Origin of the sequence: Endozoicomonas numazuensis, assembly GCF_000722635.1 — a bacterium.
GTDB lineage: Bacteria > Pseudomonadota > Gammaproteobacteria > Pseudomonadales > Endozoicomonadaceae > Endozoicomonas_A > Endozoicomonas_A numazuensis.
Genome location: NZ_JOKH01000015.1, coordinates 1 through 15,019 on the forward strand (window position 1 = coordinate 1; position 15,019 = coordinate 15,019).

At 46.0% G+C, this 15,019-nt stretch carries 14 protein-coding genes and 6 tRNA genes; 4 read left to right on the forward strand and 16 right to left on the reverse strand.

The window, feature by feature from the left end; genetic code table 11:
- Both traF and GZ78_RS26605 read left to right on the forward strand, forming a co-directional pair.
- Positions 1 to 844, forward strand: an 844-nt coding sequence (traF, locus tag GZ78_RS26600; RefSeq protein ID WP_051786597.1) for a conjugal transfer protein TraF, incomplete at its 5' end; no start/stop codon positions are given.
- A 12-nt stretch (positions 845 to 856) separates the two neighbouring features.
- Positions 857 to 1,141, forward strand: coding sequence for a hypothetical protein (locus GZ78_RS26605; RefSeq protein WP_034843302.1), 285 nt, complete (start codon positions 857 to 859; stop codon positions 1,139 to 1,141).
- 12 nt (positions 1,142 to 1,153) lie between these two features.
- Here GZ78_RS26605 and GZ78_RS26610 read toward each other — a convergent pair whose 3' ends face one another.
- From GZ78_RS26610 to GZ78_RS26665, 12 genes are all read right to left on the reverse strand, one after another.
- On the reverse strand, positions 1,154 to 2,194 hold the full coding sequence (locus GZ78_RS26610) for a tyrosine-type recombinase/integrase (RefSeq protein WP_152558982.1): 1,041 nt from the start codon (positions 2,192 to 2,194) through the stop codon (positions 1,154 to 1,156).
- A gap of 239 nt (positions 2,195 to 2,433) precedes the next feature.
- Positions 2,434 to 2,521 (reverse strand) — tRNA-Leu (locus GZ78_RS26615).
- 64 nt (positions 2,522 to 2,585) lie between these two features.
- Positions 2,586 to 2,659 (reverse strand) — tRNA-Cys (locus GZ78_RS26620).
- Positions 2,660 to 2,755: 96 nt separating this feature from the next.
- Positions 2,756 to 2,831: transfer RNA gene (locus GZ78_RS26625), tRNA-Gly, on the reverse strand.
- A gap of 34 nt (positions 2,832 to 2,865) precedes the next feature.
- Positions 2,866 to 2,948: transfer RNA gene (locus GZ78_RS26630), tRNA-Gly, on the reverse strand.
- A gap of 34 nt (positions 2,949 to 2,982) precedes the next feature.
- A tRNA-Gly gene (locus GZ78_RS26635) sits at positions 2,983 to 3,065 on the reverse strand.
- 34 nt (positions 3,066 to 3,099) lie between these two features.
- A tRNA-Gly gene (locus GZ78_RS26640) sits at positions 3,100 to 3,182 on the reverse strand.
- A gap of 219 nt (positions 3,183 to 3,401) precedes the next feature.
- Positions 3,402 to 3,968, reverse strand: coding sequence for a CDP-diacylglycerol--glycerol-3-phosphate 3-phosphatidyltransferase (pgsA, locus tag GZ78_RS26645; protein ID WP_034843306.1), 567 nt, complete (start codon positions 3,966 to 3,968; stop codon positions 3,402 to 3,404).
- Positions 3,969 to 4,239: 271 nt separating this feature from the next.
- Positions 4,240 to 6,093 (reverse strand): excinuclease ABC subunit UvrC, encoded by a 1,854-nt coding sequence (gene uvrC / locus GZ78_RS26650; RefSeq protein WP_236631712.1) that lies wholly within the window; start codon positions 6,091 to 6,093, stop codon positions 4,240 to 4,242.
- A gap of 91 nt (positions 6,094 to 6,184) precedes the next feature.
- A complete protein-coding gene (uvrY, locus tag GZ78_RS26655) occupies positions 6,185 to 6,841 on the reverse strand; it encodes a UvrY/SirA/GacA family response regulator transcription factor (protein WP_034843309.1) in 657 nt (218 codons plus the stop codon).
- 289 nt (positions 6,842 to 7,130) lie between these two features.
- Complete coding sequence (locus tag GZ78_RS26660; protein ID WP_034843312.1) at positions 7,131 to 8,060, reverse strand: electron transfer flavoprotein subunit alpha/FixB family protein; 930 nt, start codon at positions 8,058 to 8,060, stop codon at positions 7,131 to 7,133.
- Positions 8,060 to 8,809 (reverse strand): electron transfer flavoprotein subunit beta/FixA family protein, encoded by a 750-nt coding sequence (locus tag GZ78_RS26665; protein WP_034843316.1) that lies wholly within the window; start codon positions 8,807 to 8,809, stop codon positions 8,060 to 8,062. Before GZ78_RS26665 ends, GZ78_RS26660 begins: the two co-directional genes overlap by 1 nt.
- A gap of 575 nt (positions 8,810 to 9,384) precedes the next feature.
- Here GZ78_RS26665 and GZ78_RS26670 point away from each other — a divergent pair.
- Positions 9,385 to 11,043: an electron transfer flavoprotein-ubiquinone oxidoreductase gene (locus tag GZ78_RS26670; protein ID WP_034843317.1), complete on the forward strand. Its 1,659-nt coding sequence runs from the start codon at positions 9,385 to 9,387 to the stop codon at positions 11,041 to 11,043.
- Positions 11,044 to 11,258: 215 nt separating this feature from the next.
- On the opposite strand, the gene tnpA is transcribed toward GZ78_RS26670, so the two are convergent.
- From tnpA to GZ78_RS26680, 3 genes are all read right to left on the reverse strand, one after another.
- Positions 11,259 to 11,693 (reverse strand): IS200/IS605 family transposase, encoded by a 435-nt coding sequence (gene tnpA, locus GZ78_RS26675; RefSeq protein WP_034833922.1) that lies wholly within the window; start codon positions 11,691 to 11,693, stop codon positions 11,259 to 11,261.
- Positions 11,694 to 12,166: 473 nt separating this feature from the next.
- On the reverse strand, positions 12,167 to 12,343 hold the full coding sequence (locus GZ78_RS28610) for a nucleoside hydrolase (RefSeq protein ID WP_081870075.1): 177 nt from the start codon (positions 12,341 to 12,343) through the stop codon (positions 12,167 to 12,169).
- Positions 12,343 to 12,912: a DUF1285 domain-containing protein gene (locus GZ78_RS26680; protein WP_034843319.1), complete on the reverse strand. Its 570-nt coding sequence runs from the start codon at positions 12,910 to 12,912 to the stop codon at positions 12,343 to 12,345. The genes GZ78_RS28610 and GZ78_RS26680 overlap by 1 nt, the downstream gene beginning before the upstream one ends.
- Positions 12,913 to 13,242: 330 nt before the next feature.
- On the opposite strand from GZ78_RS26680, the gene GZ78_RS26685 reads away from it, so the two are divergent.
- Complete coding sequence (locus tag GZ78_RS26685) at positions 13,243 to 14,142, forward strand: C40 family peptidase (protein WP_051786598.1); 900 nt, start codon at positions 13,243 to 13,245, stop codon at positions 14,140 to 14,142.
- Between the two features lie 535 nt (positions 14,143 to 14,677).
- Here the strand turns inward: GZ78_RS26685 and GZ78_RS30550 are convergent.
- On the reverse strand, positions 14,678 to 14,908 hold the full coding sequence (locus tag GZ78_RS30550) for a helix-turn-helix domain-containing protein (protein ID WP_034843323.1): 231 nt from the start codon (positions 14,906 to 14,908) through the stop codon (positions 14,678 to 14,680).
- Positions 14,909 to 15,019 lie beyond the last annotated feature (111 nt).

Genomic DNA, 15,019 nt, shown 5'->3' on the forward strand with positions numbered 1-15,019 from the left:
GTTCTTTCTTCTGTTAATGGGATTATTTTCAACCAGTGTCGCAGCAGATTCACAATGGTTTAACCGCCACTCTGAAGGCTGGTTCTGGTATGAACACATTGCCGAGCCAGAAACAGACGAGAATAAAATCAACGACCAAAACGAAAGGCATCAGCCACTCACAACAGCATGGATCAGAGATAATATCGGTCAATATCTGGACAAAGCCATCGACCATCCCAGCAAAGAAAATGTCAGCAACTATCTCTACCTTGATAGATTGGTAAAAGAAAAAGCTGAACGCTTTTCCCGGATAGGGAAACAAGTGATGGAAAGCGACCCCATGCTGGATGAAAACGTCCGGCGCCCTATATCTCCTGCTGCCGCCAAAATAAATGACGACATGGTGCAACACGCCAGAGAACAGGTTTTACAGAAAATAGCGAAAGTCGCCGGAGTTGTTTTTTACTATCAGGGAAAGTGCAGGCTTTGCCACCTACAGGCTCAGACTTTAATGGCATTAAGCCAACAGTACGGCTTCAAGCTAATTTCCTTTTCTACTGACGGAGAACTGATTCCTGATCTGGCTGACAGCCGTATCGAAAGACAACCTAATCCAACACTCAACATACAAACCTACCCAGCCCTGTTCTTGATGAAACCACCAAATGAAATCATTCAGCTCCGCCAGGGAGTCAGCTCTTATATTGATTTGCACAACCGTATTCTTGACGCAGCTCATGAAGCCCAGTGGATTAGTGAGCAGGACTACAAAAGCACTTTAATCATACGGGATGTCTGGAATGACTCCAGCACAAGCCCAGCCCCACCCATACACGACAAATTCAAAAACATCATTCAATAGGTGAAATTGATAATGAACACTGAAAAACAGCTTTGGTCTATCAAGCGAATCGCAGATTTCCTTGATCTTTCAGTCAACTACACACGAAATGTCATTGTAAAGCAGGCAAATTTTCCCGAACCAAGATTTTCAATCATCGAGGTCAATGGGAAAAAACAAAAAAGCAAACCACGCTGGATCGATACGGAAATCAGTGAATGGGTCAGTCAGGAATACTGTTCCCAATCTGAAATGGAAGAAAGACAGCCTGCAAAACGAGGACGCAAAAGAAAAGTATCAGATAAACTTCGAATCTGAACCGGTTGATTTTCAGGCTAATTTACAGGAAAAGTCCTTTGCTGTTTTTCTGAAATATTTCAGTGTTCTGTTCATATCGGTGTGCCCTGCCTGCTTTGCCAGCTCAAAGGGAGTCAGCTTTTCAGACAACCGGGTAAGAGCTTCATGCCTGGAGTCACGAAACTCAAGATCGTCGATCAGCGTTTTTCTCACAGCGATGCTAAATATAGAGCTTACATTTAACTTTGAGCTGGCAAACCAGTAGTCGTCATCGGTTTTGCCTAAATTCAATAACCGGATTGCTTCACTGGACAGTGCCAGCGTCTTTTTTTTCTTCTCTTTGGTTCTTTCCGCCGCAAGATTAATCACCCGATGATCAAAATCAATTTCACTGGCGACCAGATATTTCACTTCCTGTTGTCTCATGGCCGTTTCGATGCACAGCTTCCATAACAAGGCCACCGTTTGAGCCGGTGTTTCAGGCACCTTATGATCTTCCCAGTGATCTAGCGCAAAAAGTACTTGCTCGATTTCTTCTTCTGAAACTCTGCGATCCCTTGAAGCTGAACGGTCATCGGCAAATTTGACATTGGAAAAAGGCGACTCTTCGATATAACCCCACTCCCGAGCCATCGTAAACACATTACACAGAAAGTTCTTCTCCCTGGCCACCGAGCTTTCTTTGACCGTACTGAGCCGGGTCATTTTCCACTCTGCAATATGAAAGCTTTTGATGGAAGAAATGGGTTTATCCATCAAGTCAGGCAGAGGGGAATGGTTCTGGCTGGTCGCCATCTGCTGAAACCGCTGATTTTCCCGTAATGCAGTTTCCCTGCCTTTCTTTCTTGGACTGACTTCATCAACGTACCGAACAAACGTCTCTCTCAGCGTTTTTCGATACAACCGATGTCGCGTCACCTCCTCAGCATTATTTCCATATTCATCAATTTTTCGCTCAAGACTGGAAGCCCACTCAGCGGCTTCTTTTTTTGTGTCGAATGTCCGAGCCTGATCTATGCCTTTTTTTCTGACTCTGGCCAACCAGCCTGCTTTTCTCTTTTCGAGCCTCGCCATAACAACTCCGCATTTTTTGAGGACGGCAAACACTGCGTGAAATCTGTGCCAATCCCAGTGCCAAAAATCAGTGGCACAAATGACACAAGCAAAGTTTAGCAAGATGAAGAATGATCAATAAAAGAAATGGTTATATAGGGAGATTTGAGCGCAACGCCTTGGCGCAGTTGACGTATAGTGAGAAAACGTGGGGAACAGATACAAAAAAAGCCTTCCATTTCTGGAAGGCTTTTCGAAGATGGTGCCCGGAGCCGGAATCGAACCGGCACGACTTATTCAGTCGGCAGATTTTAAGTCTGCTGTGTCTACCAATTTCACCACCCGGGCGACACAAATAGTCTACCTATTCGCGCCGTAGAAAAACAGGCTGTATGGCTTGTTTTTCAGGGTTTGGAGGCGAGTACCGGAGTCGAACCGGTCTAAATGGAGTTGCAGTCCACTGCATAACCGCTTTGCTAACTCGCCTTTATTCTTTAATAAGTTGATCGAAAAATCAGATTCATTCTTGTTGTAAAGAGATGATCCAAATATCACGATCATACAGATTTCTCTGTATTAAACTGGAGCGGGAAACGAGACTCGAACTCGCGACCCCAACCTTGGCAAGGTTGTGCTCTACCAACTGAGCTATTCCCGCAGTGAAGTTATTTTATGACGTCTTCTACGTCAAGAGCAGGAAACGAGACTCACTCTTTAACTCTGAAGCGACCCCAACCTTGGCAAGGTTGTGCTCTACCCACTGAGCTATTCCCGCAGTGAAGTTATTTTATGACGTCTTCTACGTCAAGAGCAGGAAACGAGACTCACTCTTTAACTCTGAAGCGACCCCAACCTTGGCAAGGTTGTGCTCTACCAACTGAGCTATTCCCGCAGTGAAGTTATTTTATGACGTCTTCTACGTCAAGAGCAGGAAACGAGACTCACTCTTTAACTCTGAAGCGACCCCAACCTTGGCAAGGTTGTGCTCTACCCACTGAGCTATTCCCGCAGTGAAGTTATTTTATGACGCCTTCAACGTCAGGAGCAGGAAACGAGACTCACTCTTTAACTCTGAAGCGACCCCAACCTTGGTAAGGTTGTATTTCGACCACAAAGCTATTCCTCACTCATCTTCGTCAGCACTTGAAGCGCTTGGGCTTCGTGTCCGTCGAAGATGCTGCGTAGTTTAAGAATATTTCGTCTTGTGTCAATAGATTACAGCAACGAATTAGTTTTCAGCCTTAGAGAATGGCGTCAGATCCGGCCATGCAGCACGAAGGTATACATACATAGACCAGAGTGTCAGGATGGAAGAGACATAAAGCAATGCCAAACCGACATAACCAATCACTGACTCTAATGGAATTGGCGCGAACAACAGCAGAGTGATCGCCATCATTTGTCCTGCGGTTTTCAACTTGCCGATCATGTTGACAGCCACACTGGTTCGCTTGCCTAATTCCGCCATCCACTCGCGCAATGCTGAAATGACAATTTCACGACCAATAATAATCATGGCAGGAATCGTCATCCAAACGGCACGAAATTCTTCGACCAGCAGGCAAAGTGCTGTCGCCACCATAATTTTATCCGCTACCGGGTCAAAAAAAGCACCAAACGGAGTGGTTTGATCCCAACGTCTGGCCAGGTATCCATCGAACCAGTCTGTTACAGCCGCCACGGCAAAGATACCGGCACAAATGGTGTAGCGCATCTCAATGGGCAGATAAAAGACCAGTACAAGAAAGGGAACGAGGACAATGCGCAGCAATGTCAGAATATTAGGAATATTCATAGTAAAAGATTACTAACCATGATGATGAGTTGGAGAAGCCTTTGAGCATGCAGATCATTCACTGAACCCCGACTTAACACTCTCCAACCCGTTGTATTCGTGTGTGAAAACAGCCCATTACGATCCTATCCCTGCCCTCTCCTGATAAGGAGATACGAGGGTGCAGACTGTCATTGAAAATCGTTACAGGCGCATAAGTTACACAGTCGGGAGTCAGAGTACAAATTAGCTATTGAATTACAGCCTCTGGCGAGCTTTCTCACCTTACGGACTATGATCCATGCAAATGAGCATGAATCTGCTCCGCCAGGCTCTGACTGATACCCTCAACCTTGACCAGCTCATCAACCGGCGCATTCAGAACGCCATGACGGCCTCCAAAGAACTTAAGTAACGATGACCGACGTTTAGCCCCTACACCAGGGATATCCTCGAGTGTTGAACGTTTTCTTGCAGCATTGCGCTTTTGCCTGTGACCTGTGATAGCAAAGCGATGAGATTCATCGCGGATATGCTGAATCAAAAGCAACGCCCCATCTTTCTCCAGGGCTGACAGCTCTTTACCCTGGTAGATAAGCGTTTCAAGGCCAGGTTTTCTCGAAACGCCCTTGGCGACCCCCAGTAAAGGAATATGCTGCAGAGAAAGTTCATACATGACTTCCTCTGCCATACTCAGCTGCCCTTTACCGCCATCAATAAGGATCAGGTCAGGCGTATTCTCCGGATGTTCTGCCAGGTTTTTATAACGCTTATGCAAGGCAACTTTCATCGCTGCATAATCATCACCTGGCTCAATGCCTGAGATGTTGAAGCGTCGATACTGGCTTTTGTCAGGTCCTTCCTGATTGAAGACAACACAGGATGCTACGGTGGCTTCGCCCATAGTGTGACTGATATCAAAACATTCAAATCGGGTTAACGGCTCTTTCAATTTCAGCAACTGACCCAACTGCTCTGTACGTTTGCGTTGATGGGTTTTTCCTGCCAGTTCAGTCTGCAAGCTCATCACAGCATTTTTTTCTGCCAGTTTTAACCAGTCCTGCCGCTCTCCCCTGACTTTATTTTTAATCTTTACGCTTTTACAAGACACTTGACTTATAGCTTGCTCAAGAACCTGAAGGTCTTCCAAAGTCATAGGAAGAATAATTTCTGATGGAAAGTTGCGACTGTTTGCCAGCTTGATATAAAACTGAGCCAGAAATTCTGAAAGATTATCTTCAGGCTGGTTATCGAGGCGAAAATTCGGGAAATAGCTTTTATGGCCCAGTAGCTGACCATTCCGCACAAATAACACGGCAAAGCAGGTTTTTCCCATTTGGTGGCTGTAACCCACAATATCAGCATCGCCAGTACTTCGAGTAACCGACTGCTGCTCTTGAACGTGCCTTAGCTGACTGATCTGATCCCGAATATCAGCTGCCTGCTCAAACCTTAAAGCTTCTGATTCTTTCTCCATCCTCTGGATCAGACGACGAATTAACTGTTGGCTTTTACCTTCCAAAAACTGTCGGGTGTCTTGCACATCCTGTAAATACTCTTCCTGACTGACCAGATTGACACAAGGAGCCTTGCAGCGATGAATTTGATGCTGAAGACAGGGCCGACTTCTATTACGGAAATAGCTGTTCTCACACTGCCTGACTTTAAAAACTTTTTGCAGCAGGCTTAAGCTCTCTCTTACTGCTCCACCACTGGGGTATGGCCCAAAGAACAGTCCTTTTTTACTTTTGCTTCGACCTCTCTGGTAATCAACCCGAGGGTATTCATCCTCTACTGAAAGATAAATAAAGGGGTAGGATTTGTCGTCTCGAAGAAGAATATTGTAAGGAGGTTTCCGGTCTTTAATCAGATTTTGTTCCAGCAGCAAGGCCTCCAACTCCGAGTTGGTAATGGTGACCTCTATGCTGTAAATTTTGCTCACCAAAGCCATAGTTTTGGTGGTAAGACCGGTAGGACGGAAGTAACTGGCCAGACGATTTTTAAGGTTTTTCGCCTTTCCTATGTAAAGGGTATTGCCCAGACTGTCTCTCATATCATAGACACCGGGTTGCTTAGGTGCCTGTTTCAGAAAAGCCTTGTGGTTGAAGCGTTCTTTTTCTTCATCCTGAGCCATTGAGCCTGTCATGGATCACAAATACTGTCGATTAATTTCGAACAGTATACTGATAAACAAGCTCTCAGAACTACTGATATATTCATCTCAGAGGCAATGGCTTTCAGGCTGATACTACATCCTGACCCGCTTCAATCAACCCATGACGAATGGCCAGATGAGTCAGTTCGACATCACTGTTAATCTGTAGCTTTTCGAAAATACGATATCGATAACTGTTTACTGTTTTAGTACTCAGACATAACTTGTCAGAAATGGCCTGCACCTTTTCACAATTAACAATCATCAGGCTTATTTGCATTTCCCGGCTGGACAATTTTTCAAAAGGAGAACCGGAGGAAGGCTGCAAGGACTTCAGAGCCATCTGCTGAGCAATATCGGGACTGATATAACGCTTGCCAATGACTACCGATTTGATGGCACTGACCATCTCGTCGATACTGATGCCTTTGGTAACATATCCGGCAGCACCCGCTTCCATCAACTTGGTAGGATACAACTCATCATTGCAAACTGTGACAGCAATTACCTGTATTTCAGGGAATGACTGACTGATCTTTCGGGTAGCTTCTAAACCACCAATACCTGGCATGCGGACATCCATCAGGACAACCTGAGGCTGAAGGCTACGACACTTTTCAATAGCCTCTTCCCCACTGCAGGCTTCTCCGACAATGATCAATTCCTGTATATCGGACAGCATACGGGACAGACCCGTTCTTACCAGATCATGATCGTCAGCAATCAGTACGCGAATCATGACAAACTCCAACCTGCATCTTTATGGTTATTATTTCCCTAATCCATCCGGCACTCGAAACCTATGTATATACCCTGTTCAGGCCTTCGCGCTCAGCCTTCTCTCTAACTTCTCTCTAACAAAGAACAGGATAAATAAATAGATTCCGAGTACATATGACTTCCCTGATGGCAAATCACTCCAATGTGATTTCACTCAGAAAAAAGCCTGCGTTCATAATATTCATTAATCAACAGACTTAATGACTACCAGCCTGAAAACAGACCGGTAGCGTTTCACCACTCTGATATCAGAGTTTGCCTTCCAGTTCTGGTACGGCTTCAAACAAGTCAGCTACCAAACCATAGTCTGCTACCTGGAAGATAGGCGCTTCTTCATCTTTGTTGATAGCAACAATGACTTTTGAGTCTTTCATACCTGCCAGATGCTGAATCGCACCGGAAATACCCACAGCAACATACAGATTAGGCGCAACAATTTTACCGGTCTGACCGACCTGCATATCGTTAGGTACAAACCCGGCGTCTACAGCTGCACGAGAGGCACCCACTGCTGCCCCCAGTTTGTCAGCCAACTTGTACAGGATTTCGAAGTTTTCTCCGTTACCCATACCACGACCACCAGAGACTACGATCTCAGCACCACCCAGTTCAGGGCGATCAGACTTCGCCATTTCTTCACTAACGAAGGAAGAAATACCTGCATCTTGTGCACTGTCCAGCTGCTCTACTGCGGCGCTGCCACCGGTAGCTGAAACAGGATCAAAACCAGTACTACGAACAGTAATGACCTTGATAGGTGCACTGCTCTGAACGGTAGCAATAGCGTTACCGGCATAGATCGGGCGAGCAAAAGTATCTGCACTGTCTACACGAATGATGTCAGAGATCTGATCAACATCCAGCAGAGCCGCTACACGAGGTAGATAGTTTTTGCCACTAGTGCTGGCAGAAGTCAGGATGTGGCTATAGCCTTTACCCAGTTCTGCAACCAGTAAGCTGACATTTTCAGCCAACTGATGACTGTAGGCTGCATTATCTGCAACCAGAACTTTGCTCACACCTTCAATCGCTGCAGAGGCTTCGGCAACTGAACCGCAACCTGAGCCAGCGACCAGCAGGTGAACTTCATCGCCAATCTGACGAGCTGCAGCTACGGTATTCAGTGTGGCTGAGCCCAAGGCTGCATTATCATGTTCTGCAACTACGAGAATAGCCATTAGATTACCTTCGCTTCAGTTTTCAGTTTTTCGATCAGCTCATCAACGCTGCCCACTTTGATACCAGCACTGCGCTCTGCAGGTGGCTCAACTTTCAGGGTGGTCAGGCTGGAAGCCACTTCCACACCCAGGTCAGCAGGTGTTTTAGTGTCCAAAGGCTTACGCTTAGCCTTCATGATGTTCGGCAGAGAAGCATAGCGAGGCTCGTTCAAGCGCAGGTCGGTGGTGACAATAGCGGGCAGTGACAGGGAAACTGTCTGTAAACCGCCGTCTACTTCACGGGTAACACTGGCCTTACCATCTTCAACGGTCAGTTCAGAAGCAAATGTTCCCTGTGGCAGACCAGCCAGAGCAGCAAGCATTTGTCCGGTCTGATTGTTGTCACTATCAATAGCCTGTTTACCCAGGATCACCAGGTCAGGTTTTTCTTCATCAACAATGGCTTTCAGAAGTTTGGCGACAGAGAGAGCACCGAGTTTTTCATCGGTTTCAACAAGAATGCCACGATCAGCACCCAGAGCCAGAGCGGTGCGTATCTGCTCCTGACTCTCTTTAGTACCGAGGGAAACAGCTACGACTTCTGTGGCGACACCTTTCTCTTTCAATCTCACTGCTTCTTCAACAGCGATTTCACAGAATGGGTTGATAGCCATTTTTACGTTTGTCAGATCGACATCACTATGGTCCGCTTTTACACGAACCTTGACGTTATAGTCGATGACTCTCTTGACTGCTACAAGTATTTTCATGGGTTCGCAGCCTTCCTTATTTATACTATGACTGGATACTTGGTTGTGAAGCAGGGCATGAAATCTCCGAAAACATCGCGCGGAGCATCAATTGTTATCATTGTTTCACAGCGCTGCGTGTGGGCAGTCTACCAGCACGTCAATAAGGGTTCAAACCTATGTTTAAGATTGGTGATTATCAAATAGGCGTAACGAACTATGTGTCAGACCATCGCCTTTCATTAGAATACCCAACCAATATGGGCTGTTCCGGTACGATAACCTGTTAGCTTTCAGTGAAGCTGATTGATTCGATTCTCAGGCAAGAAAGAAAATTATTTTTCTGCAAGAGTTTCTTTAAAACCAGCTTCTATAGCTTCGGTTCATACTGGCTCCAACACAGCGAATGCTGGCCATTTACGTAAGTGCCGGTATAATGCAGAAAAATTTCAAACAACTGTTTGATTCTCATAGTAAAAGATTCTTCTGACTATCAATGGCTGGGCAACCAAGGTTACAAGCCAGAAAATAGGCAGATAAAAGAACATGGTATGAGAATCACCATGTGATAACCCGGCTGAGGGAGGGGATCCATCATGGAACGCGAGTCTATGCCATTTGACGTGGTAATTGTGGGTGCTGGACCATCCGGTTTGTCTGCCGCATGTCGTCTGATGCAACGGTCACAAGAAGCAGGTCAGGAACTCTCTGTCTGCGTGGTCGAAAAGGGTTCTGAAGTGGGAGCCCACATTCTGTCTGGTGCGGTCTTTGAACCCACCGCACTGAACGAACTCTTTCCTGACTGGAAAGAAAAAGGTGCACCACTCAATACTGAAGTCGTATCCGATGATATCTACTGGCTGAGTTCCCAGGAAAAGGCCATGAAAGTGCCCGGTGTCTTTGTTCCCAAGACCATGCACAATGAAGGCAACTATATCATCAGTCTGGGTAACCTCTGTCGTTGGTTAGCCGAACAGGCAGAAAGCCTGGGTGTGGAAGTTTTCCCTGGCTTTGCTGCCAACGAAATTCTGTTTAATGAAGACGGTAGCGTCAAGGGTATTGCCACAGGGGATATGGGCATTTCTGCCAATGGCGAGAAGAAAGACAGTTACATGCCCGGCATGGAACTGCATGCTAAATACACCCTGTTTTCTGAAGGTTGCCGAGGTCAGTTAGGTAAAGAACTGATCAGCCGTTTCAACCTGGATGAAGGCAAAGATCCTCAACATTACGGCATTGGTATCAAGGAACTCTGGGATATCGCACCTGAAAACCATTCGGAAGGTCTGGTTGTTCACACAGCAGGCTGGCCTCTGAATGAAAGTGGATCAACAGGCGGTGGCTTTCTTTATCATATAGAAAACAATCAGGTAGTACTGGGCCTGATTACCGACTTGAGTTACTCCAATCCTCATGTCAGCCCTTTTGAAGAATTCCAGCGTTATAAGCAAAGCCCAACCATCAAACAATATCTTGAAGGTGGAAAGCGCGTCTCTTACGGAGCAAGAGCCCTGGCCAAGGGTGGACCACAATCTCTACCCAAGATGACTTTCGCGGGCGGTATGTTGATTGGCTGTGATGCTGGCACTATGAATGGAGCCAAGATCAAGGGCTCACACACCGCTATGAAGTCCGGCATGCTGGCTGCAGATGAAGTCTTTAAATCCATCAGCAATGGTTCTGAAGGTGGAGAAGATCTTACTACTTACGCTCAGGCTTTTGAAAACTCCTGGCTGGGTGATGAATTGCAGGCTCAAAGAAACTTTGGTCCTGCTATGCATAAATGGGGCAACTTCCTGGGTGCTGGCTTTGCTTTTGTGGACCAAAATGTTTTTGGTGGCAAACTGCCGTTTACCCTGCGTGACAAGACACCGGACTATGCCACTCTGAAGCCTGCAGCTCAGAGCAAAAAGATAGATTATCCAAAGCCTGACGGTGTTATCAGCTTTGATCGTCTGGGTTCGGTTTTCCTCTCAAACACCAATCATGAAGAAGATCAGCCCTGCCACTTGAAACTGGCAGACGCTTCAATTCCTCTGAAAGACAACTTGTCTAAATACGACGAACCTGCTCAGCGTTATTGTCCAGCGGGGGTCTATGAGATTGTTGCAGATGAAACGTCTGGTGAGCAAAAGTTCCAGATCAACAGTCAGAACTGTGTTCACTGTAAAACCTGTGACATCAAGGATCCTGCTCAGAACATTACCTGGGTAGCTCCGGAAGGTACCGGTGGTCCAAACTATCCGAATATGTAACCTTAATGATTGAATAAAAGGAGCCGCTACTGGCTCCTTTTATTATGGGCTGAATACTTTTATTTGGGACATTGACTGGAAAGAAAGCCTGTAATAATTCGAACAAGTAAATGATCCACGTTCATAGAACGTGGTTTTGCTTTATGCCCCCTAAAAGGGGGCTAATACCGCCAGCCTTCAGAGAAGGCTGGTGAGAGTTGTCCCAAGATTGAAAATTATTTCCTGAAATCTATCTCCTGCTGGAGACGCTCTCTTTTCTCCTGATACTTCACATATTTGCGTATCATTTCTGCATCAACACCAACGGTATCAACACAATATCCCTTAGCCCAAAAGTGATTGCCCCAATATGGCCTCTTCTTCAAATACGGGAATTTCGAAAACAGCCTCAGAGCCGTACGACCCTTCACCGTTCCCAAAAGCGTTGAAATCGAAACCTTCGGAGGTACCTTCACCAGCAAATGTACATGGTCATTTTGGATGTTCAGCTCAACTACCGTACAACCAAGCTGACTACAAAATACCTGAATGCTGTTGTGAACATCAGCTTTTACAGCTCCGGTTAAGACACGAAACCGATACTTTGGTACCCAAACTATGTGGTATTGGCAATGCCAGATGACATGCGTTAACTTCTCAAATCTACTCATGTTACTTCCTATCTCTAGTAGTTGTGGGGACAACTCAGAGATAAGGAGTAGCATGGGTAGTTCATGGCAGGCGGAGCCAACCATTCATGACCACGTCCATAGGACGTGGATTTTCACCATGCATTAAAGACGTGACCCGCCAGGTATTATTTTCTTCTTTGCATTCACTCATCCACCCCTGACCTATGCCCTGATTGCAGCAACAGGAAACGCGCTGTTTGCTATTGGTGTCAAAGAGTCCACTCCCTATGTCAGCCCTTTCGTGTTTATTTTCTACAGTACTCTTTTTTGCACACTTTTCAGCTTCGGAGCATCCTGGGCTGCCGTCAGTGGAATGGGTGTAACCACACCTTAGGAATAGTCCCAAAATAACTTCCTTATTCAAATCTGCTATAACCCTTCGACAAGCTCAGGGCGAACGGAGTCCGGGTAAAAATCGGGAAGTTATTTTGGGGCAAATCCTTATCTGGGTGTCACTCTCTTATATACCCATTTTGGAGCAAGCTACTACACACTTCGAGCTCCACACTGCCTGACACTGTTGTTATACCCAAAATATTGAGTTCAGGGCTTGCCCAGACAAGCAACAAAGCAACGGCATCATCAATTCCAGGGTCTATGTCGATGACGACTGACAATGTCTTAGCCATCAGTGATCTCCAAGGGTACCCAAAGTAAACGACTGGCTATGACTACTGATAAAGAGCTCAACACCCTCATCGGTTGTCTTTTCTTCGGCCATTTCTATCAGCTGATAAAAAACATTCCTATGAATCAACGCATCCAGCTGCGCTCTGACTCTGATGTAGGGAGAAGGCTCACCGGTAGACGGATCAACTTCTACCCATAAAGGATGCTCCTGATTCAGAATGACTTCATCTCCAACATTAGTGGTAAAAACCATCCCACTCTCTTTGCTCTCAACCGAAACAGCAACGAATGGAGCATCCTCAACCTGAATCCGTACTTTTTCCACCGGGGTAACCAGATAAAAACAGTCGTCATCGTCATGTCGAAGGATGGTTGAAAACAGTTTCACCATAGATTCTCTAGCTATGGGTGATCCCATATACATCCAACTGCCATCCCGGCAGATTTTCATATCAATATCTCCACAAAAGTCGGGATTCCACAAATGAACAGGAGGCAAGCCCTTCTGTTTTTGGAGTGACTTCAGGCTCTCAGCCAGCTTTCCGGGTGAAACGGGTTGGTCGCTCATAATTCAGACCCTCTGCCTGTTGTCATTGTTCTAGCGAAAAATCAGCACTGCGATGAAACATGTGTGCAACACAGCCATTATATCGTCTCTATAAGGAGGCCGTCTGATTTATCTCTATCGGATACAGAACGGATTCAGTGTAAGGATAGAGCCTGGATTGAGCTGCTGATCATCTTATCAGGGAGTTGGCCGATGCTATTCTTTATAGAGAAACGCTCAAGGCTGTTTATAGGGAAATCCATTGAGCATGTCATTACCTCAAGCCTCAAAACGAGCCGCAGTTTTCGCTCAAAACTATTTGAGACAGTAAAAGAACAACAGGGAAGAATCATGCAGCTCCTCAAGTCACTCGCTGGCTTACTGACAAAATGGCTTATGCAGGAGCCTGATGACACCAATCGACAACTCTGTGATTTTGAGCGTATTCGCCACGAGCTCAAGCCTTGCGATGTTATCTTAGTGGAAGGAAAGTCCAGGGTCAGCAATGTCATTAAACAGATTACTCAGAGTCCCTGGTCCCACGCGATGCTTTATATTGGTCGCCTTCACGATATTGAAGATGATCGTATACGTCAGACAGTCAAAGAATCTTACGATGGTTCACCCGATGATCAATTGATCATAGAAAGCGAACTGGGCTTCGGTACCGTTGTTCACCCCTTGAGCCGCTATGAAGGTGATCACCTGAGAATCTGTCGACCAAATGGGCTGAACTATTCCGACAGCCAGCAAGTCATTCATTACGCAGTCAGTCGGTTAGGCCTTGATTATAATGTCCGCCATGTTCTGGATCTTGCCCGCTTTTTCTTCCCCTACTCCATTATGCCCAGACGGTGGCGCTCTTCACTGTTTCAACATTCTCCCGGGGATGAAACCAAGACAGTCTGCTCCAGTATGATTGCAGAAGCATTCAGCTTTATTCACTTCCCCATTTTACCTCTGGTTAAACTGAACGGAGAAAATGGCGTTCAGCTGTTTCAGCGAAACCCCAAGCTCTGCACTCCCAGTGACTTTGATTACTCACCCTATTTCCAGATCATCAAGTATCCTTTCCTGGATTATACCCACCACTCAGATTACAAATTACTGCCCTGGCATGGACATGGCGCACTGGAAGGACGAGAAGGTGACCTCTACATCACCACAGATAAGATGAAAGAGTTGCAACAGATGGGCTTGAATAGCGGCACTGACTCTGAAAATCTGGGTAACAGAAATACTTTAAATTGAATGAAGCCCGCTAAGCATCAGCAGGAAAATCGATCGAGCGTAACAACAAAGTTAATTATTCTGAATTGATCTTATAACTTAGTGGACGCAGGAAGATTCTGAACCATAATTACACGTGCTGATTCGGTCGACTTCCCCCTACGGCCAATCAGCCTGGGTCAGTAAAATGACCTTGGTACTTGGATTGTGTACCTATGTTTCACTCCTAATGGTCTTAGCCCGCGTACTCTTCCCCCAGAGGCGCGGGTTTCTTTTTGGCTGTAGAAAATGCAGAATCCCTTTAATATCAAGGCTTGACACAGTTTTCATGGTTTTATCCTCTCAGTCAGGTTTTCATTTTTTTCCTCATTCAGGTGTGTAAAAGTGCGTGTATTTGCGCATCAAAACGTGCCAAAAACGTGCCAAGGTGATTCACCCTGAATCAAGGGGTTTGATTTCTTCCGTTCCCTTGTGAGAGAACGTTGGTCTAGTTGGTACATAATCTGTGTACCTGCTGCATTTAAGCCCCCAGGAATCACCTTCTGAATCACCCTGTTCATGACAATTCTGCCTTCTTCAGAGCCCTGTATACCGACGACTGACTTATCTCCAGAGCTTTAGCAATCTCACGCTGTGACAGCCCCTGCAAAGAAAGTTGATACGCCCTGACTGCTAATGAATCACTTTCTGTTGAATCACTGTCTTCAGTTTCCATATCTTCCGGGCAAAAACGCTCGTTTAGATAAGGCTCCTCTGCTGCAGGGAGCTGATGCACGTTGCATTGCATCACTTGTTCGTAGGCAGCTGGATTCAAGCAATAAGTGCAAGCGACTCCCCGGTGTAGACTTCGAGCGGAGTTCGCCCACCTAATACTTTTCTCGGCATGGTATTGATTAAC